General features: G+C 71.0%; 17 protein-coding genes. 9 read left to right on the forward strand and 8 right to left on the reverse strand.

Going from position 1 to position 18,877, the window contains the following annotated elements:
- Window positions 1-3: 3 nt before the first annotated feature.
- From folK to folP, 3 genes are read right to left on the reverse strand one after another with little or no spacing between them, the layout of a single operon-like run.
- Window positions 4-531, reverse strand: coding sequence for a 2-amino-4-hydroxy-6-hydroxymethyldihydropteridine diphosphokinase (gene folK, locus AC3CF1_RS17870; protein WP_088950532.1), 528 nt, complete (start codon window positions 529-531; stop codon window positions 4-6).
- Window positions 528-896, reverse strand: coding sequence for a dihydroneopterin aldolase (gene folB / locus AC3CF1_RS17875; protein ID WP_099849121.1), 369 nt, complete (start codon window positions 894-896; stop codon window positions 528-530). Before folB ends, folK begins: the two co-directional genes overlap by 4 nt.
- The gene (gene folP / locus AC3CF1_RS17880) at window positions 893-1,795 is read right to left on the reverse strand and encodes a dihydropteroate synthase (protein WP_488450881.1); all 903 of its coding nucleotides are present in this window, start codon (window positions 1,793-1,795) and stop codon (window positions 893-895) included. The genes folB and folP overlap by 4 nt, the downstream gene beginning before the upstream one ends.
- Window positions 1,796-2,151: 356 nt before the next feature.
- On the opposite strand from folP, the gene AC3CF1_RS17885 reads away from it, so the two are divergent.
- The 7 genes from AC3CF1_RS17885 to AC3CF1_RS17915 all read left to right on the forward strand — a co-directional run bounded on the left by AC3CF1_RS17885 (window position 2,152) and on the right by AC3CF1_RS17915 (window position 10,607).
- Window positions 2,152-2,466 (forward strand): hypothetical protein, encoded by a 315-nt coding sequence (locus AC3CF1_RS17885; protein ID WP_074315118.1) that lies wholly within the window; start codon window positions 2,152-2,154, stop codon window positions 2,464-2,466.
- Window positions 2,467-2,479: 13 nt separating this feature from the next.
- Window positions 2,480-2,842 (forward strand): hypothetical protein, encoded by a 363-nt coding sequence (locus AC3CF1_RS17890; RefSeq protein WP_007466101.1) that lies wholly within the window; start codon window positions 2,480-2,482, stop codon window positions 2,840-2,842.
- A 70-nt stretch (window positions 2,843-2,912) separates the two neighbouring features.
- Window positions 2,913-6,326, forward strand: coding sequence for an ATP-binding protein (locus tag AC3CF1_RS17895; RefSeq protein WP_488450882.1), 3,414 nt, complete (start codon window positions 2,913-2,915; stop codon window positions 6,324-6,326).
- Between the two features lies 1 nt (window position 6,327).
- Complete coding sequence (locus AC3CF1_RS17900) at window positions 6,328-8,283, forward strand: MFS transporter (RefSeq protein ID WP_488450883.1); 1,956 nt, start codon at window positions 6,328-6,330, stop codon at window positions 8,281-8,283.
- On the forward strand, window positions 8,280-8,837 hold the full coding sequence (locus AC3CF1_RS17905; RefSeq protein ID WP_488450884.1) for a hypothetical protein: 558 nt from the start codon (window positions 8,280-8,282) through the stop codon (window positions 8,835-8,837). Before AC3CF1_RS17900 ends, AC3CF1_RS17905 begins: the two co-directional genes overlap by 4 nt.
- Window positions 8,834-9,994: a M23 family metallopeptidase gene (locus AC3CF1_RS17910; protein ID WP_488450885.1), complete on the forward strand. Its 1,161-nt coding sequence runs from the start codon at window positions 8,834-8,836 to the stop codon at window positions 9,992-9,994. The genes AC3CF1_RS17905 and AC3CF1_RS17910 overlap by 4 nt, the downstream gene beginning before the upstream one ends.
- Window positions 9,995-10,007: 13 nt before the next feature.
- Window positions 10,008-10,607: a hypothetical protein gene (locus AC3CF1_RS17915; protein WP_088952070.1), complete on the forward strand. Its 600-nt coding sequence runs from the start codon at window positions 10,008-10,010 to the stop codon at window positions 10,605-10,607.
- A 3-nt stretch (window positions 10,608-10,610) separates the two neighbouring features.
- On the opposite strand, the gene AC3CF1_RS17920 is transcribed toward AC3CF1_RS17915, so the two are convergent.
- Window positions 10,611-11,168: a hypothetical protein gene (locus AC3CF1_RS17920; protein WP_488452097.1), complete on the reverse strand. Its 558-nt coding sequence runs from the start codon at window positions 11,166-11,168 to the stop codon at window positions 10,611-10,613.
- Window positions 11,169-11,363: 195 nt separating this feature from the next.
- On the opposite strand from AC3CF1_RS17920, the gene AC3CF1_RS17925 reads away from it, so the two are divergent.
- Both AC3CF1_RS17925 and AC3CF1_RS17930 read left to right on the forward strand, forming a co-directional pair.
- Entirely contained in the window at window positions 11,364-13,925 is a 2,562-nt protein-coding gene (locus AC3CF1_RS17925) for an FtsK/SpoIIIE domain-containing protein (protein WP_355160241.1), read from the forward strand.
- Window positions 13,926-13,953: 28 nt separating this feature from the next.
- Window positions 13,954-14,673 carry a hypothetical protein gene (locus AC3CF1_RS17930; protein ID WP_355160242.1) on the forward strand — a complete coding sequence of 240 codons (720 nt, stop codon included), beginning with the start codon at window positions 13,954-13,956 and terminating at the stop codon, window positions 14,671-14,673.
- A gap of 89 nt (window positions 14,674-14,762) precedes the next feature.
- Here AC3CF1_RS17930 and folE read toward each other — a convergent pair whose 3' ends face one another.
- The 4 genes from folE to AC3CF1_RS17950 all read right to left on the reverse strand — a co-directional run bounded on the left by folE (window position 14,763) and on the right by AC3CF1_RS17950 (window position 18,818).
- Window positions 14,763-15,422 carry a GTP cyclohydrolase I FolE gene (folE, locus tag AC3CF1_RS17935; RefSeq protein WP_088950542.1) on the reverse strand — a complete coding sequence of 220 codons (660 nt, stop codon included), beginning with the start codon at window positions 15,420-15,422 and terminating at the stop codon, window positions 14,763-14,765.
- Between the two features lie 35 nt (window positions 15,423-15,457).
- The gene (ftsH, locus tag AC3CF1_RS17940; RefSeq protein ID WP_088950543.1) at window positions 15,458-17,476 is read right to left on the reverse strand and encodes an ATP-dependent zinc metalloprotease FtsH; all 2,019 of its coding nucleotides are present in this window, start codon (window positions 17,474-17,476) and stop codon (window positions 15,458-15,460) included.
- A gap of 529 nt (window positions 17,477-18,005) precedes the next feature.
- Complete coding sequence (hpt, locus tag AC3CF1_RS17945) at window positions 18,006-18,581, reverse strand: hypoxanthine phosphoribosyltransferase (RefSeq protein WP_179781302.1); 576 nt, start codon at window positions 18,579-18,581, stop codon at window positions 18,006-18,008.
- A 99-nt stretch (window positions 18,582-18,680) separates the two neighbouring features.
- Complete coding sequence (locus AC3CF1_RS17950; protein ID WP_172862125.1) at window positions 18,681-18,818, reverse strand: hypothetical protein; 138 nt, start codon at window positions 18,816-18,818, stop codon at window positions 18,681-18,683.
- Window positions 18,819-18,877: the final 59 nt, after the last annotated feature.

The following is an 18,877-nucleotide window of genomic DNA, read 5'->3' on the forward strand; positions in this document are numbered from 1 at the left end:
CGGTCATGCCGTCGACTCTAACGCCAACTCCGGCCGAGGACGCAGTTCCAGCGCCTCGTCCGCAGCGGGGCCGGTGGTCAGCAGGTCGGTCAGCCAGCCGTGACCGGGCAGCCGACCGTACGGCTGGATGTCGATCCACGGTCGCAGCACGAAGGCGCGCAGGTGCGCCCGTGGGTGCGGCAGGGTCAGCTCCGGGTCGTCGCTGAGCACCGGCTCGTCGTCGTCGCCCCAGACGGCGATCACGTCCACGTCCAGGGTGCGCGGCCCGAACCGCCGCTGTGGGTCACGCACGCGACCGGCCGCGCGCTCCGCGTCGCGGGCCCGCTCCAGCCAGTCGCGCGGTGTCGCGCTCTCGTCCTGGACCAGCAGCACCGCATTGAGGTACGCGGGCTGGTCGGCGTCGCCCCACGGTGGAGTCTCGTACACCCCTGAGAGCACGAGCACGGCGTCGCCGAGCGTGGCGACAGCCGTGCGCAGGTGCTCCAGACGGTCGCCCAGGTTGCTGCCGAGCGACAGCACCGCCCGGGTCACCGGGCACGCGCCCGGGTCATGGTGACGGCCACGTCGCTGAAGGTGTGCGGCACCGGGGCCTCCGGTTTGTGCACGGTGATCGTGGCAACGCCGACCCGCTCGTCGGCCAGGCAGACCGCGAGGAGCCGGTCCGCGAGGGTCTCGATCAGGTTGACCGGCTCGCCGGTCACCACGGCGACCAGGCGTTCGGCCAACTCGCCGTAGTGGACGGTGTCGGTGACGTCGTCGCTGGCAGCGGCCGGGGCGAGGTCCAGTTCGAGGACGGCGTCGACCACGAAGTCCTGCCCCTGCGCCCGCTCGAAGTCGTACACCCCGTGCCGGCCGTGGGCCCGCAGGCCGGTCAGCTGGATCCGGTCCGTCGTCATCGTTGCACCTCTTGCCGGTGGTGGTGGCTGCGCGCGCCCTGCTGGCGATCGTGGTGCACGCCGGCCAGGCGCGGGCTGCCGGTCGCAGCCCAGACGGCGAGCGCGTCGGCGGTGGCCCGCACGTCGTGCACGCGTACGCCCCAGGCGCCCGCGGCCACCGCCAGCACGCTGGTCGCCACTGTGGCCGCCTCCCGCTCGGCGGTCGGCCGTGGGGTGCCGTCGGGGGCAGCCAGCAGCCCACCGAGGTAGGACTTGCGGCTGGCCCCGAAGAGCAGCGGGTAGCCGAGGTCCAGCAGCTCCGGCAGTCGGGCGCTGAGCTCCCAGTTGTGCACGGCCGTCTTGGCGAAGCCGAGGCCGGGGTCCACGACGAGACGGTCGGCGGCCACCCCGGCGGCGAGCGCCGCGTCGATGCGTTGGGCCAGCTCGGCTCGGACGTCGGCGACCACGTCGGTGTAGGTGGCCAGCTCGCGCATCGTGCGGGAGTGTCCCCGCCAGTGCATCAGCACCCAGGGGCAGTGCGCGTCGCGGACCACGCGGGCCATGTCCGGGTCGGCCAGCCCGCCGGAGACGTCGTTGACCACCGCCGCACCGGCGGCCAGGGCGGCTTCCGCCACCCGCGCTCGGCTGGTGTCGATGCTGACCGCGACGCCCGCAGCGGTCAGCTCGCGGATGACCGGCAGGACCCTGTCGACCTCGGTCGCGGAGTCGATCCGCTCGGCGCCCGGACGGGTCGACTCGCCGCCGATGTCGACCAGGTGCGCGCCAGCGTCGCGCAGACGGACGCCGTGTCCGACGGCCGCTTCGAGGTCGGCGTACCGTCCGCCGTCGGAGAAGGAGTCCGGTGTGACGTTGAGGACGCCCATCACCACCGGGCCCGGAGCCCGCACCAGATCGGTCACGACTAGACGGTACCGGTCGCGGCAGCGGCGTTCGCCGGCCCGGGTCGGGCTCCCATCACCACCCCTGACGTGCTCGTTAGAACAGGTGTACGATCGGTCATTCGGGCAGCACCGGGCAGGCCCTTCGCGGCTTGTCGCAATCCGGGGCGGCCCGTACGCTTTGGAATTGGCCAGCATCGAGATGGCGAAGCTTGGAGGGAGGGCCGAAGCGGGGGAAAACCGCCCAAACCTCGCCACCCTCCGTGGTGAGTAACGAACGCAGGGTCAAGAACGCTGCGCCCTGTGGAGCACATTTCCCGCCAGGTTCGTCCATTGCACCGCCGCGGCACCGCCGGCCGCGCTATGGGGAGGTTCCAGTGATCGCCTTCGAGCTCATGGAGACGGCGTCTTCGGGCGTCGCCCACGCGCTCTCCACTCTGGCGTCGACTCCACTCGCGGAGCCGGCACCGAAGGGGATCGACACCAACAGTGTCGTCACCTTCTTCGCCAGCAAGATCGCGCCGATCCTGCTCGCCGTCCTGGGCGTCATCTTCATCGGTCGCGCCAGCCGGGGCGAGATCTCCAAGGTGCTGACCAGCTCCGCGATCGCCATCGTCGGGCTCGCGTTCATCGCTGGCGCGGCAACACTCTTCTTCGTCGGCGATTACCTGATCGACCTGATCTTCGAATAGGCGCGTTCACCAGATGCGGCTGCGCACCGACGACGACATCTACCGGGCCCGCCTGGTCTACCTCGGGCCGCCCGGTTACACCCTTCCGGTCCACCTGCCCTACGCCCAGTACGGGCTCTTCATGCTGCTGGTCCCCCTCTACATGTTCATCCACTGGCTGTTCACGTTGACGGTCGAGCTCTTCCCGGCCTGGGAGATCGCGCTCGCCATCGTGACCACGTCGTTCATCTTCCGGCACGTCGACCCCGATCGGCCGGCGCGGGTGGTCATCCGCACCGCGCTGACCGACTGGCGACGCACCCGGGAGCCGGCGATCGAGCAGCGCGATCCGCGTCTGGTCGGCAGCCGGATCAGGATTCGGGAGGAGCTGGCATGACCGGGCGTACACCGATCGGTCCGTCGCACGACGCGGGCGACACTGTGCCCACAGTCGCTGAGGCGGTCGCATGAGCCGCTCTTCCACGCCGGGTTCTCCGGCCGGCCGCCCGGCCGGGCCGGCAGGTAACCGTGCGCACTCGTTCGACTACACCGAGGATGAGGACGAGGTGGCGCTCGACCCCGCGCTGGTGACGTCACCCGGCCACGGCGCGGTCGGCGTGTTCCAGGCGCCCCGGCCGATTCCGCGCCGGACGCCCCCGGCCGAGCCCAGCGCGGTCTCGGCCGGCGAGAACGCCGACATCGACTCCCCTTTCCTGGACCTCTTCGGCGGCGCTCGGCCCGGCGGGGCGCGAGCCGTCACGGCCGGCCCGAGCACCCGGGAGCAGCCGGCGATCCCGCAGCAGCAGCTCCCCGCACCAGCTCGACCGGCTCCCGAGCTGGAGCCACCGTGGACGCCCGACGACCAGGCCGGCGGCCGCAGTGTCGAGCCCCGACACGGCGGCGCGCACCCGGGCGGCGAGTCGCGGGTGCCGCATCAGGCCGGCGACCGGCTGCCGATGGTCCGTCCGCCGCGCGAGCCCGACGTCACCGCCGACGGCACATCCGGGTCGCGGGCCAACGGCCCGACGACCCGGCAACTTGACACCGCACCCACCGCACGGCCGACGACAACGCCGTCGGGTCGACCAACGGCACCGGTGGACCAGCCAGTGTCGCCGGTTGGCGGACCAACCGCCCCGGTGGATCGCCCGGCAGTCCGCGCGAGAGCGGCCCGGCCAGCTCTGGAGGGGGCCCAGCGCCGCCCCGCCGACTCGGAGCGACCCAAGGGTGCCGGGAAAGAGGTCGCCCCACCCCGCGAACGTGGTGCGAGCCGCCAGGACCGACCGACCAAGCCGACCCGGATCCGCGCCCCGAAGATCAAGTTCGGTGACCGGGACCCGTCGGTCGAGCTGGCCATCACCGAGATTGCCGGTCACCTGACCTTCACTCCCAACACGGTCACCGCCTGGTACTGGCTGCCCGAGGTTCGCTGGGCGTTCCGCCCGGACGCCGAACGCGAAGCGTTGTTGTCGGCGATCTCCGAGCAGTACGCAGGCCTGGCCGGCTTCCGGCTGCACCTGCGCCGCACCACCCGGCCGTTCCCCGCCGACGAGTGGGCGCGCACCATCGACGCCCACACGGCCGCACCGCTCGCCGACGTTCCCGGCACCACCGGCTGGGCCGACCACCTGGTCGCCGCGCAGCGGCACCTGATGGCGGTCAACCACGCCGAAGGCCAGACCTACCTGGGTGTCACCTTCGCCCGCCGATCCCTCGGCGACTCACTCACCGAACGCCTGCTGCGCACCTTCGGTCGGGGCACCGCTGACGGCGAACGCCGCAAGCTGGGCCGCACCGTGGAGCAGTTCGACGAGGTGCTCGGCGCGTTCGGCATGCGCGGTCGACGGGTCACCGCACAGGAGCTCGAATGGCTGCTCTACCGCTCGGTGGCGCTGTGCATGGCACCCCCCGGGCGGCTCTCCCCGGTGACCAACGGGCAATGGGAGCGCGGTGACCTGCTCGCCCTGACCGAGCAGGTCGAGCGCTACCGCACCCCGTACGGCTCCACGGTGAAGCTGGTCAACCGGATGACCGGCGAGGAACGGCACGTGGCCGTGCTCGCGGTCGGCCGGATGGAGCCGCTGGAGATCCCGGAACGGCACGAGCCCTGGCTGCACTTCCACGAGCGGCTGCCCTGGCCGATGGAAATCTCCACCCGCGTCGACATCCTCGGCTCCGGCGACTCCTTCCGTAACCTGGAACACCGGCTACGGATGATCCGCTCCCAGCAGCTCGACTACGCCGAGCACGGCATCGACGCACCGCCGGAGCTGGAGCGACTGGCCAAGCGGGCGCTGGTGATCGGCGACGAGATGACGACCGGCCTGCCGGTCGACTCGGCCCGCGCGCACGGCTGGCACCGGATCGCCGTCGGCGGCCGGACCAGGGAGGAGTGCATGGAGCGGGCCCGCAGGCTCATCCAGCTCTACTCCCGGGAGCTGCGCATCTCGCTGCAACACCCGAAGAACCAGGACTGGCTGGCCCGCGAGTTCATCCCCGGTGAGCCGATCGCCAACACCGGCTACGTTCGCCGCATGCCGGTGCCGCTGCTGGCCGCGGCACTCCCCCAGGCCGCATCGAACGTGGGCGACCGGCGGGGCGACCTCATCGGCCGGACCGCTGGCACCTGCCGCCGCCCGGTCTTCCTCGACCTGCACTTCCCCATGGAGGTCCGGGAACGCTCCGGGCTCGCTGTCTTCGTCGCCGAACCGGGCGGTGGAAAGTCCACCCTGCTCGGCGCGCTGGGCTACCTGGCCGCCCGCAGAGGTGTCCAGGTGACCCTGCTCGACCCGTCCGGGCCGCTGGCCCGACTCTGCGCCATGCCCGAGCTGCGGCCGTACTCCCGGGTGTTGAACCTGACCGGCTCGGAGCACGGCACCCTGGCGCCCTACTCGCTCATCCCGACGCCACTGCGCAGCGAGTTCGGCGCCGGTGCCGCCGGTGACCGGGAGTTCGAGATCGCGGTCTCCAACGCCCGGGCCGAGCGGCGGATGCTGGTCCAGGACATCTGCATGATGCTCGTCCCGCCGCAGGTCGCCCGGGAGGCGTCGACCGCCACCCTGTTCCGACACGCGGTCCGTCAGGTCCCCGCCGAGGAGACGTCCACCCTGGACGACGTCGTGAGCTGCCTCGGGCGCCTCGACGACGACGCCGGCAAGGAGCTGGCCAACCTCCTGCTGGACACCGCCGAGATGCCCCTGGCCATGCTCTTCTTCGGCCGGCCACCGGAGGGGCTGCTCGGCGCCGACGCCGCACTCACCGTGATCACCATGGCCGGGCTGCGGTTGCCCGACCTCAAGATCGAACGGGAGTACTGGTCAGCTGAGGAGGCACTGGCCCTGCCGATGCTGCACACCGCGCACCGGCTCGCCGTACGCCGCTGCTACGGCGGCTCGATGTCGTCGCGCAAGCTCGTCGGCCTGGACGAGGCGCACTTCATGGAGGGCTGGCGATCCGGGCGTTCATTCCTGGTCCGGCTCGCCCGCGACTCCCGCAAGTGGAACCTCGCCGCGCTGGTCGCCTCGCAGAACCCCAAGGACATCCTCGGCCTCGACGTGCAGAACCTCGTCTCCACCGTCTTCGTCGGCCGGATCGCCGAGGACGCCGAGATCGCCTCCGAAGCGCTACGACTGCTGCGGGTGCCCGTCAACGACGGGTACGAAGCCACCCTGGCCTCACTCTCCGCCGCCGACACCAGCTCGTCCAACCGACTCGGCTTCCGCGAGTTCGTGATGCGCGACGTCGACGGGCGGGTGCAGAAGGTCCGCGTCGACGTCTCGTACGTCGAAGGGCTCCTGGACCACCTCGACACGACGCCCGCCGCGATCGCCGCGGCGGCCGGAGTGCTGCCGAGCATCCCCCTGCCGGATCTGGAGGCGTGACATGGCGAGGGCCCGAGCGAGGATCGTGTCGTTCCTGCTCGCCCTCGGCGTACTGGCCGGGGCCTCACTCAGCTGGCCGCTGATCGGAGCGGAAGCCGCAGCCGCCGCACCGCCCGTGGCCCAGGCCCGCGCCGACCTCTGCACCACGGCCGAGTGGCAGGCCGACTTCCGGGCCTGCGTGGGGAAGCTCCAAGCGGTCAGTGAGGACGAGGTCAAGTGTCGTAACGCGCCGACCCCCGGCACGCCGGACTCTGGACTCGCCGGCTGGTTCGCCGGCCGGCCAGACTCCGCCAAGGAACTCGGACCGAAGGGGCTTTACAGCGACTACGGCTACGCCGGCTACAGCTACCCGACCTACGACATCCCGGGCGGTTGCGCGTCGTCGGTCCTGCATCCGGACTACAAGTTCACCACCACCGTGGCGAACGGGGAGTTCATGATCGCCACCGCGATCGTCGGCGCTTCGAACGCGCTGCGGGAGCGGGCCTGGGATCCGCGTTCGATGTGGGGTTGGGCCGATCCGCTGGTCGAGCAGGCAACCAAGGCCGTGTACCAGAAGGTCTTCAGCGTCTTCGGCATCGTCACCCTCTGCGTCGTGGGGCTTTATCTGCTCTGGCGGTCCCGCCAGTCGGACATGAGTAACGCGATGACCACCGCGGGCTGGGCCCTGCTGGTGATGGTCGCGGTCACGGCACTGGCAGCCTGGCCGGTCAAGTCGGCGAACATCGCGGACGGCACGCTGGTCACCACGTTGGGTGTGGTGCATGACGCCGTGGGTCCTGCGGCCCGAGACACCCCACCGGACCGTTGCGTCGTCCCCAACCCAGACGCTTGTGTGGACAAGCGGCCACCCGCTGTGCGAGCCAGTGACACCGCCACCGAGGCGATGCTCTACCGGAACTGGCTGCGTGGAGTACTCGGCTCCGCCGACAGCGAGACCGCTCGCAAGTACGGCCCAGCCTTGTACGACGCGAAGGCGCTTTCCTGGGACGAGGCAGAGAAGCTGCGCGCCAACCCGGCTACCCGGGAGGCGACGATCAAGGCGAAGCAGCAGCAGTGGGCGCGGGTGGCCCAGCAGATCCAGACCGAGGACCCGGAGGCGTACGAGTATCTCCAGGGTGTGCGGGACATGGATCGGGTGGGCGCGGGATTCATCGCGGTGCTGGCCGCGTTTCTGTTCGCGATGTTCGACCTGACTGCGTCGTTGCTGGTTCTGCTGGGCTTCCTCATCTTCCGGTGGGCGGTGATCGCGGCACCCATCCTCGGCACGGTCGGTCTGCTCCGGCCGGCCAGCGCTGGGCTGCGCCGGCTGGCGAACGCGGTCGTGGCCGCGGTCTTCAACATCGCCATCTTCGGCACCGGTGCTGCCATCTATCTGTTCGCTGTCGACCTGATCATGAGCACCCCCACCCTGCCGGGCTGGCTCCAGGTGGTGCTGGTCTGGCTCTGCGGCGTGGTCGGCTGGCTGCTGCTGCGGCCGTACCGGCGAATCACCCAACTCGGCGGCAAGGACAGCAGCGAAGCGGTCAGCTCGGCCGGGTCCTGGCACCGCCGGTTCTTCCGGGACATGCGGACAGCCGCGCGACTCGACGTGGCCGAGCCGGGTGGCACGGCCGAACCGGTGGGTGGGCGTCGACGGTCGCCGAACGCGGAGCAAACCCGGCTGCGCCCGGAGGCCCGCCGGGAGGACCCGGTCTCCACGCCGACGGTTGTTGCCGAGGGCCAGCGTGCTGGCGCGGGGCGACCCGACGGTCGGGAACGGCCCGACGAGGCACCGGCGGAGGAGACCAGAGGCCGGGGTCGCCCTGTCGCCCCCCAACCTCGCCGCCGGCAGCCGGCGACGTGGACCGAGCCGGACGTGCCGGCCGAGAACCCGTCGTTCGTGGTCTACCGTCCGGGCTCCTCTGAGCGCACACCGGACCGGACCGGACCACGGGTGCGCTCAGAGGCACGGTGACGGCGATGCGACGGGCCCTGGAGTTTCTCTTCACCCGAGCGCTGCGGTCCCGGCTGGGCGTGGCACTGGTCATCGCGGTGATCGTCCTCGGTGTGCTCGGGGCGGCACGGCTGGTCTCCGACCCGGCCGATCCGGCGGACGGGTTGAGTAACCGGCCGAACCGGCCGATCACCACCGTGGACCCGACGGCTGGCGACGACGGCGTGCTCACCAGCGCGGTGCCACCGTCACCCGTGACGTCGCCCGGCGCCGGCACGCCGGAGCAGACCTCCGACCGTTTTGCCGCAGCCTGGCTCGGCCGACCTGGAATGACCGCTGAGCAGTGGCAGGACGGCCTCAAGCCGTTGTCCACACCGGCACTGACCGAGAAGCTCGCCGGTGTTGATCCCGAAGGGGTCCCGGCCGAGAAGGTCAGCGGCACACCGTCGGTGCGGGCGCGCACCGAGACGTTCGTCGAGGTACTACTGCCGCTCGACAACGGCCAGCTGCGGCTGGAGCTGGTGGCTGCGGATGGCGGCTGGCTGGTCGACGTGGTGGATTGGGAACGGCCATGACCGCCACCAGCCGGCGGTCGGTGCGGATCGGCGTGATCGCCAGCATCCTCACCGGTGTGCTTCTCCTCCTCTGCTGCACCGGGGGTACTGCGGCGTTCTTCCTCAGTGGGCTCGGCGGCGACGGTGAGGACGGGGACTCCTTGGCGGGCTTCGGCTGCGGCCCGATCCGCCCGGTGGACATCGTGGGCGAGCTGCCGCGGTTCACCGAGTACGGCGACGCGCAGGTCCGCAACGCCGCCATCATCATCAAGGTCGGCCAGGACCTGGGGGTGCCCTCCCGGGGCTGGGTGATCGCGCTGGCGACCGCGATGCAGGAGTCCGCGCTGCGCAACCTGGCGAACAGTGACGTGCCCGAGTCCCTGGCCCTGCCACACGAGGGCGTCGGAGCGGACCACGACTCGCTGGGCCTGTTCCAGCAGCGGCCGGGGTGGGGCTCGGTCGCCGAGCGGATGACCCCCTCGTACACGGCTCGCAAGTTCTACGAGAAGCTCGTCAAGGTCCGGAGCTGGCAACGCCGACCGCTGACGGTGGTGGCGCAGCAGGTTCAGGTCAGCGCCTATCCGGACGCGTACGCCAAACACGAGGAGTTGTCCAGCAAGATCGTGGATGCGCTGGCCGGTGGGGCGGCCCGCACCGTCGAGATCAACGGCAAGGCGGTGTGCGACGCGGCCGAGCGTGGCGAGATTGCTGCCTCCGGCTGGACGGCACCGATCCCGGGCGACGTCGGTTCCGGCTTTCGCACCGCCAGCCGGCCCAGCCACAACGGGGTGGACATCGGCGCGGCCAAGGGCACCGAGATTCGCGCCGCCGCAGCCGGTCGTGTGCTGGTCGCCCGCTGCGACCCGGACAACAGGGGCCGGCGGGACTGCGACGTGGACGGATACCCCGGCAAGGGCGGCTGCGGCTGGTACGTCGACCTGCTGCACGCTGGCGGTTACATCACCCGGTACTGCCACATGGTGGTTCAGCCGCGCGTCAGACTGCATCAGATCGTCCCGGCCGGTGAGGTCATCGGGCAGGTTGGCAGCAGCGGCAACTCGTCCGGGCCGCACCTGCACTTCGAGGTGCACCTGCGCAACGACCGGTCCAGCCGGGGCGCGGTCGATCCGGTCCCGTTCATGCGCGCGCGGGGTGCCCCGCTGCGCGCCGCCGAGTGAGACCGCCACGGGGATGACCGGACCGCTGCCGGACCCGTTCGCCGACCAGCCCGACTGGGCACCACGGCCACCCCGTCCGCTGACCATCGTCCCTGCTACTGAGCGGGTGGAGCTCCGCGGACGCCGGGTTCTCGTTGGGCTGCCGGGGCTGGGCTGGCGCGGCGACCTGCGTGCGGACGACAGGGTGGTGCAGAGCGCCAGGACCTACGTACCGGTGATCCCCGAGCACGAGTGGTACCGCGCCGAGGCCGACCAGGTCGAGGTGTTCGCGCCGCTGGTGCCGGTGGAGCGGGTCTGGGTAGAGACGGTCGGCAGGCAGGTTGACTCGGAAGGTGGTCGGGACACCGGAATCCGGCTGGTCTCGCTGGACGGTCCGGCACACCGGACCCCCACACCGGTCTTCGAGGCTGACGCCGTCACCGGGCGCCGGGTCGTGCACGTCGAGGGCGGTCTGGAGCACCGCGACCTGCGAGCGGTCACCGAAACCTACTCCGGTGCCGAAGGGGACATCTGCGTCCGGATCACGCCCGAGGTGGAGTGGTACCGCTGGGCCTGGCGCGGTCAGTCACCCACCACGCTGGAGGTCCCGGTCCATCTGTTGTGGATCGAATGAGAGTCAGCTGGCGCGTCTGCCGCCGCAGACTCGCCACCCATCATCGTTCTTTGTTTCGAACCGCCAGGGCTGACGATCGCTTTGATTTATACCGTCCACACGAGCGGAAATGATCAATGTGACCTCGACAGAAGCGTTGTCGCCCTGCTTCTGGTCGTTGAGGCTCGCCCAGCTGACAGATATCGCTACGGCAAAACGCTTCTCACGCTCGAGAAGGTCGGCCCGCAGGGCGTCCAGTGCCTCCAACTGCGACCCGCGCTCGCAGGTGTAGAGAGCGGCCCTTGCGTCGTTGCGATCCACGAGGAATGCGCGCAGGTAGTTGTCCACCGCCACGTCGGGTGCGCTGCGATCCGGGGCTGCCGCGCGGTTGTACAGCACATATCCCGCAATGATCCCGCCCAGGCAGAGCAGCGCCAGCACCCCAGCCATGACCGTGAGCACCGTCCGCATTCGGCGGCGCGGCGGCTGCGGCGCCGGCGTCGGTGGGGCCGGCGGCAGTTGCTCGGACGGTGTCCGTTGGGCCGGTACGCGGGAGACCTGGGAACCGGCGGGGGGCTGCACTGATTCCACCTCCTGAAGTTATCGGCTGGACGCCCCGGAGCCAATAGCCTCAGATCCAGCGGATCGTGACGGACCCCTCCCCACCGGTGAGATCCACGACATCCCTGGCGCATCGCCGGGGCACCTCCCGGAGGAGCGGACCCGGCTGGGATACCGTCTCTGCTCGGGAGGGGTTGCCAACCTCGGGCAGAGGGGGTGGACGCGGTGGCCGGTCCGAAGGCACGTACGAACCGCGCCGCAGCTCTGCACCGCCGGGCGGCGGCCGTCGCCACCGCCGCTGCCGGGATCCTGGACGAGACCCGACCCGCTCCGGCCGATCAGCGCCGCCAGTATGAGGTGGCCGACCGCCTGCGGGAGGTTGCGGCACGACTGGCGCCGGGTTGGTCGGGCGCGGCTCTGGACTCGCTCACCGTGGACACTCCGGCGGGTGACTGTCCGCCGCCGTTCGTCCGGGTCGGCACGGCGGCGCCGTTGGACGACGCCCGTTTTCCCGCGTTGGTGCCACTGGTCGGCACCGGTCATCTGAGCGTGGACGCTGACGCCCGGGAGCCGCGGGTGGCGGGGTTGCTCCGGGCCGTACTCCTGCGGTTGTTGGGTGCGGCACCGGCGGGTGCCCTGTTGATTCGCGCGGTGGATGCCACGGGTGCCGTGCTGACGCCGTTCGGTGCGCTCGCTGATGCTGGCCTGCTGCCGCCACCGGCGGTGGACGTGGCGAGTCTGCGTGCGGTGCTGACCGAGGCGGAGCAGTGGGTCACGCCGGGTGCGAGCGGGCGACGCCGCCACGACCGGACGTTGTTGTTGGTGGTCGCGGCGCTGCCGGATTCGACCGGTCCGAGTGATCTGGCGCGGATCGAGGCGCTGGCCGAGCAGGGGCCTGCGGCGGGGCTGCACCTGGTGGTGGCGGGCTGGCCGCCGGCCGGCCCGTATTCGGCCCGGGCGCCGCTGCCGCACACCACCTCGTTGGTGCTGCGCAACGCGTACGCGTTGCTCGGTGATCCGCCGGGGGCGTCCTTCGCCGGGCCGGGCGCCGATCCGCCGGGTGGCTTGAACTCACCGGTCTTCGTCGAGTCGGACCCGCCGGCTGAGCTGGTCGATGCGGTCTGTCGGCGGCTCGCCGAGCAGGTGGAGGCGGGTTCCCGGTTGGGGTTGGCGGCCCTGTTGCCGGCGACGGGTGAGCGGCTGTGGGAGTCGAGTTCCGCGGACGGGTTGACGACCACGGTCGGTGATGCCGGGGGCCGGTCGGTGCCGTTGGGCTTCACCGAGCTGACTCCGCACTGGCTGGTGAGCGGCCGGTCCGCCGGGGGTCGCGCGGCGTTCCTGACCACCGCGTTGCTCGGTCTGGCCGCCCGGTACGGCCCGGACGATCTGGCGCTCTACCTGGTGGATCTCGGTGACGGTGAGTCCTTCGTGGAGTTCCTGCAGACCGAGCGTGACCGGTCGTGGATTCCGCAGGTGCGCGCTGCCGCGATGGCCGCCGACCGGGAGTACGTCCGGGATCTGCTCGACGAGCTGACGGCCGAGGTGCAGCGGCGGACGGAGGCCGGTGCGCGGGCTGGCGGGCAGCGCTTCGCGGAGTTGCGTCAGCATCGGCAGCTGCCACGGATCGTCTGTGTGTTGGACAATGTGCCGCTGCTCTTCGCCGAACGGGACCGGTTGGCGGCCGAGGTGGCGGCGCAGTTGGACGGGCTGGCCCGGGCCGGTCGGGCGTACGGCGTGCACCTGGTGCTGGCCGGTGCAGGTGAGCTGGGGTTGAGTGCCCGCGCGGATGCCGGTCACCGGGATTCGGTGCTCGGGCAGTTCCCGGTGCGGGTGGCGTTGCCGGGTGGCAGCCCGGTGTTGGAGCCGACGAATGATTCGGCGGCTGGTCTGCCGGTGGGCAGTGCGGTGGTCAACACCGCTGGTGGGCTCGGTGGTCCCCGGGGCGCGATCCGAGGTCACGAACGGTTGATCCGTCACCCCGACCCGCAGGACCACCCGGATGTGGTGGAGGCGCTGCGGCACGAGCTGTGGGCGGCCCGTCCGGCCGGTTCGGTGCCACCTGTGGTCTTCGCCGGTTACGCCCGACCCCTGTTGAGCAACGATCCGCGACACCGGGCGGCCCTGGCGGGGCAGGCCCACGGTCCGGCCGCTCTGCTGGGTCGTGCGGTGGACGTGACCCGCTCGACGGTCGCCGTGCCGTTGGGGCCTGCGGCCGGGCGCAACCTGGCGGTGCTGGGGTCGGGTGTCGCAGCGGGCGGGCTGCTGGTCACGGCGGCCCGGAGCACCGCCGACCATCACCTGCCGGGCACCGCCCGTTTCCTGGTGGCGGCACCGGACCCGGGCTCCCGAGCGCTGGCGGAGGCGTTGACGGCCGAGTTGGCGGCCCGGCATTCGGCCGAGATGGTGGATCTGCCGACGCTGCTCGCGGACCCCGCCGACGAGTTGCCGACGTATCTGGTGGTCTTCGGTCTGGACCGGCCGGGCCCCCGGGAGCTGCCGGTGGACCGGCTGCGGGCGCTCCTGCGGGACGGGCCGCCGGCTGGCAGACACCTGCTGGGCTGGTGGCGGGCGGTGCCGCCGTTCGCCGCGCTGTTCGAGCCGGCGGGCGAGGTCGACAAGCTGGCCGCCGTGGTCGTGTTGGACGTGCCGGTCGCGCAGCTCACTCCGGTCTTCGGGCGGCCGGTGGAGTGGCGGGCCCGCCCCGACCGGGCGGTGCTCTGGGACGGCCCGGACGAGCGGGGCAGGGTCCTGGTGCCGTTCGCCGACGAGGCCGGCTGATCCGGTGACGCGAGCGGGGGGTGTCGAGATGGGTCCGAACGCGACGGTGACCGGGCCGGGGCGGCAGCGGGCCGCTGCGGTGGGCGGAGACGCCACGCCGACGGTGGTCGAGCCCGGCGCGGCCTGGGGTGAGTATCTGGCCGCGGCACGTCAGCTGGACGGGGTACGCCGCAGCGCGGCTGCCGCAGCGGGTGAGCAGGCCCGGTCGGCGGAGGCTGCCCGGGAGGAGCTGACGGTGGTCCGTAGTGGGCTCGCGAGTCAGCAGGAACTTCTGCGGGAGCTGGGCGTACCGGCGATCTCCCTGGTGCCGTCGCCGCCGGAGCTGACCGAGGCGGCCCGGTCGATGGCGGGCGGCCCGGCTGCGGTGTTGGCGGCGCTGCGGGCCGCGCGGGGTCGGGCCGAGGCGGCGGACGCGGCCCTGGCGGCGCGCGGCCGGTTCCGGCCGGGGTCGTGGCCGGCGCGGGCCCGCAACCTCCTGGTGTACGGGCCGTTCGCGCTGGTGGTGCCGCTGATCCAGGTCGCGGTGTACGCGGCCACGGGCATCGGGCCGGCCAGTGTGGCGGCGTTGATCTGCGGGCTGCCGATGCCGGCGGTCGCGTTCGTCGCCGGGTGGGTGGGCATCGGTCGGTTGTTCCGTGTGGGCCCCGCCGAGCGGCTGGACCGTACGGTGCGCTTCGGCGCGCTGGTGTGCCTGGTGCCGGCGGTGCTGGTCACGGCAGGCCTGTTGCTGGCCCTGCTGGCCGGCTGACCCACCGGGGTCTGCGGGAGGACGGGCAGCAACGGAACCGGCCGGCCGTCCCGGGAGGGGGTCGGCCGGCCGTGGTGTGTCCAGGGGTGTCAGCGGGGGATGATCAACGCCATCGCCTCGGCCCGCGACTTGGAGTCCGTCTGCAGGATGCCGCGCACGGCTGAGGTGATGGTCTTGGCACCGGACTTCTGGATGCCGCGCATCGCCATGCACATGTGCTCACACTCCAGCACGACGACGACGCCGCGTGGGGCGAGCTTGCTCATCAGCAGGTCGGCGACCTGCGAGGTGAGCCGCTCCTGCACCTGGGGTCGACGGGCGAAGACCTCGACCAGTCGGGCCAGCTTGGACAGGCCGGTGATCCGCCCGTCCGGGCCGGGGATGTAGCCGATGTGCGCGCTGCCGCGGAACGGCAGCAGGTGATGCTCACAGAGGCTCATCACGTCGATGTCCCGAACGATCACCAGCTCTTCGTGGTTGGCCTCGAAGGTGGTGCTGAGCACCTGAGCCGGGTCGACCCGCAGGCCGGCGAAGAGTTCGGCGTACGCGCGGGCGACCCGGGCCGGGGTCTGCTGGAGCCCGTCGCGGTCCGGGTCCTCACCGACGGCGATCAGGATCTCGCGGACGGCCTTCTCGATCCGGCCGAGGTCGACGGCGTCCTCGACCGGGCGGCCGGTCAGCTTGCCGCTGATCAGCCGCGCGGCCACGAAGTCGAGCTCGTCGTCGGGTTCGGTCGCGGAGACGGCCAGCTCCCGGTGGGGGGAGCTGGCCGTCGGGTCGTTGCTCAGTGCGTGCCGTCCGAGTTGTTGGACGGCGCCCCGCCACCGACGGACGCCTGCGCGCCGTCAGCCTCGGCCTGCGCCTTGAGCTTGTCCTTCTCCGCGGGGGTGAGCACGGGCGGCTCGGTGGACGGCTGGCGCTTGCCGAAGCCGTTGTACGGAGCCAGCGGCGGGCGCTTGACCACCCGGGAGCAGATCCGCGCCATGTCGGCCGTGGAGAGGGTTTCCTTCTCCATCAGCTCGAGCACGATGTTGTCCAGGACGTCCCGGTATTCCACCAGGATCTCCCAGGCCTCGTCGTGCGCCAGCTCGACCAGTGCCCGCATCTCGCCGTCGATCTCGGCGGCCACCGAGTCGGAGTAGTCCCGCTCGTGGCCCATGTTGCGACCGAGGAACGGCTCGTCTCCGCTGGTGCCGTACTTGATCGCACCGAGCTTGGAACTCATGCCGTACTGGGTGATCATCGCGCGGGCCAGTTGGGTGGCCTTCTCGATGTCGTTGCCGGCACCGGTGGTGGGCTCGTGGAAGACCAGCTCCTCGGCGGCCCGGCCGCCCAGCGCGTACGCCAGGGTGTCGATCATTTCGGCGCGGGTCTGGGTGTACTTGTCTTCGGTCGGGAGCACCAGGGTGTGGCCCAGCGAGCGGCCACGCGACAGGATCGTCACCTTGTGCACCGGCGCGGCGTGCGGCAGCGCCCAGGCGACCAGCGCGTGCCCACCCTCGTGGTACGCGGTGATCTTCTTTTCGTTGTCGCTCATCACCCGGGTTCGTCGCTGCGGACCGGCGACCACCCGGTCGATCGACTCTTCCAGCGAGTCGTTGGTGATCGCCCGCTGCTCCTTACGAGCGGTGAGCAGGGCCGACTCGTTGATCACGTTGGCCAGGTCGGCGCCGCTGAAGCCCGGCGTGCGACGGGCCACCGCGTCGAGGTCGACGTCGGGCGTGAACGGCTTGCCCTTGGCGTGCACCCGCAGGATTGCCTTGCGGCCCTCCATGTCGGGGGCGTCCACCGGGATCTGCCGGTCGAACCGGCCTGGGCGCAGCAGCGCCGGGTCGAGGATGTCCGGCCGGTTGGTGGCCGCGATCAGGATGACTCCACCCTTGGTGTCGAAGCCGTCCATCTCGACGAGCAGCTGGTTGAGCGTCTGCTCCCGCTCGTCGTGGCCGCCGCCCATGCCTGCGCCACGGTGCCGGCCGACGGCGTCGATCTCGTCGACGAAGACGATCGCCGGGGCGTTCGTCTTGGCCTGCTCGAACAGGTCACGGACCCGGCTGGCGCCGACGCCGACGAACATCTCCACGAAGTCGGAGCCGGAGATGGAGTAGAAGGGCACACCGGCCTCGCCGGCGACCGCGCGGGCCAGCAGCGTCTTGCCGGTGCCGGGCGGGCCGAACAGCAGCACGCCCTTCGGGATCTTGGCGCCCAGGGCCTGGTACTTCGCCGGGTTCTGCAGGAAGTCCTTGATCTCGTACAGCTCTTCGACGGCCTCCTCGGCACCCGCGACGTCCGCGAAGGTCGTCTTCGGAGTGTCCTTGGTGATCATCTTGGCCTTGGACTTGCCGAAGTTGAGCACCCGGGAGCCGCCGCCCTGCATCTGCGACATGAAGAACAGCAGCAGGAGCACGAGCAGCGCGATCGGCAGCAGGTTGACCAGCAGGCTCACCCAGATGCTGTCCGACGAGACCTTGGCGTCGGCCGGGCCGGTGACCCGGTTGTTCGCCTTGGCGTCCAGCACCTCGTTCCAGATCTGGTCGCCAGCCTGGTACGGGAACTGAGCCTCGATCTTGTTGGTCTCGGTCTTACCGAACTTGGTCTTCTGGGCCAGGTCGAGCTGGAGCGTCTGCTCCTTGTCCTGGAAGACAACTTTGTTGATCTTGGCGGTGTGCAGCTGATCGAGCGCAACGGAAGTGTCCACGCGGTGGTAGCTGGGACCAGCGGTGAACAGCTGACTGAGCACAACGGCGCCGAGGATGACCAGGATGATCCAGACCACCGGTCGGCGGAAGAAACGCGTACGTTCCATACTGTTGTCGAGCGCCGGGGCGCCCGCATCCTCCTGATCGACGTCCTGACCGTCTGATGGTGTCGCCGCGGTGAGCGGCAGCCGGAGCCGCCGTGCGGGCCGGCCTCGACCCCGAGGCGCGAAACTGCCGCGCCGCGGTCATTCGACGGTACACCGTGTACGCGAGGAGTGAGCTTGCGAGCCCCGCAGTCGTGCACCATCAAAAGCCGCGCGTACGCGAGAAGCGGGCTTGCGAGCCTGCGCACCAGGCGCACCTTCGGGATCGACGGCACGCACCGTGGGCAGGCCCACCAGCCCGGCACCGAACGTACGGCGGGTCCGGGTAGGAACCGGCGTGGCGGGGAGTCCTGCCCGGCCACCTGAACGCCCGGTCACGCGGTCGAGGGGGTCGGGCGCGGAGTTACCTCCGGGCCACCGTGGTCCACGGTAACCGCAAGAGCTGAGAGCGCGCTGAACGTCGGCTTGATGGATGCCGATGCGAGTTGGCCTCACGACGCCGCCGGGTCGCCCCGACAGCTCGCCTCCCGCGTCAGGATCGGGCGTAGACCTCGGGCTTGAGCACGCCGACGTACGGCAGCTCCCGGTAGCGCTCACCGAAGTCCAGGCCGTACCCGACCACGAACTCGGTGGGGATGTCGAAGCCGACGTACTTCACCGGGACCGGCACCTTGACCGCGTCCGGCTTGCGGAACAGCGCGACCACCTCGACGCTGGCCGCCGAACGCGACTCCAGGTAGCGCAGCAGCCAGGAGAGGGTTAGCCCGGAGTCGACGATGTCCTCGACGACCACTACGTGCCGGCCGGCGATGTCCCGGTCCAGGTCCTTGAGGATGCGGACCACCCCGGAGGAGGTGGTGCCCTGGCCGTAGGAGGAGATGGCCATGAAGTCCAGCTCGGCCGGCGGACCGTTGCGGCCCAACGCCCGGGCGAAGTCCGCCATGAACATCACCGCGCCCTTGAGTACGCACACCAGCAGCAGGCCGTCAGTCACGTGGGAGTAGTCGGCGGAGACCTGCTTGGCCAGCTCCGCCGTCTTCTCGCGGATCTGCGCCTCCGAGATGATCACGTGGTCGATGTCGGCGTCGTACCAGGAGCCGTCAGCCATGACTCCTAGCCTGCCGTACGTCGGATGGCCTCCGTCGGCGGGGCCGCACCTTTTGGCGCGGTCCCGCCGGGGATTTCTCCGCAAATTACGCTAATCACATCAGTTGGTGCGTGACCGCCAGCGGCGGCCGTCGTCAGTGGGCTTCCAGTCGGCCGAGTCGTGGCTGTCGGCGGTGAGGCCGGCGGCCGAGGCGGCGACGAGCAGGACGAGGAACAGGAGGAAGAGCAGGAACTCCATGGCGGCGCTCGCTTTCGCATGATTGCTGTCGTTTTCGCCGCCGGTGCGCACCGGACTGA

This window comes from Micromonospora sp. MGP-C2 (genome assembly GCF_057766525.1).

Coding starts and splice junctions, on each gene's coding strand:
- folB (WP_099849121.1), bottom strand. CDS start 896: ATGACGACGGACCGGATCCAGCTGACCGGCCTGCGGGCCCACGGCCGG.
- AC3CF1_RS17890 (WP_007466101.1), top strand. CDS start 2,480: ATGCGGCTGCGCACCGACGACGACATCTACCGGGCCCGCCTGGTCTAC.
- AC3CF1_RS17895 (WP_488450882.1), top strand. CDS start 2,913: ATGAGCCGCTCTTCCACGCCGGGTTCTCCGGCCGGCCGCCCGGCCGGG.
- AC3CF1_RS17900 (WP_488450883.1), top strand. CDS start 6,328: ATGGCGAGGGCCCGAGCGAGGATCGTGTCGTTCCTGCTCGCCCTCGGC.
- AC3CF1_RS17910 (WP_488450885.1), top strand. CDS start 8,834: ATGACCGCCACCAGCCGGCGGTCGGTGCGGATCGGCGTGATCGCCAGC.
- AC3CF1_RS17915 (WP_088952070.1), top strand. CDS start 10,008: ATGACCGGACCGCTGCCGGACCCGTTCGCCGACCAGCCCGACTGGGCA.
- AC3CF1_RS17930 (WP_355160242.1), top strand. CDS start 13,954: ATGGGTCCGAACGCGACGGTGACCGGGCCGGGGCGGCAGCGGGCCGCT.
- ftsH (WP_088950543.1), bottom strand. CDS start 17,476: ATGGAACGTACGCGTTTCTTCCGCCGACCGGTGGTCTGGATCATCCTG.
- hpt (WP_179781302.1), bottom strand. CDS start 18,581: ATGGCTGACGGCTCCTGGTACGACGCCGACATCGACCACGTGATCATC.
- AC3CF1_RS17950 (WP_172862125.1), bottom strand. CDS start 18,818: ATGGAGTTCCTGCTCTTCCTCCTGTTCCTCGTCCTGCTCGTCGCCGCC.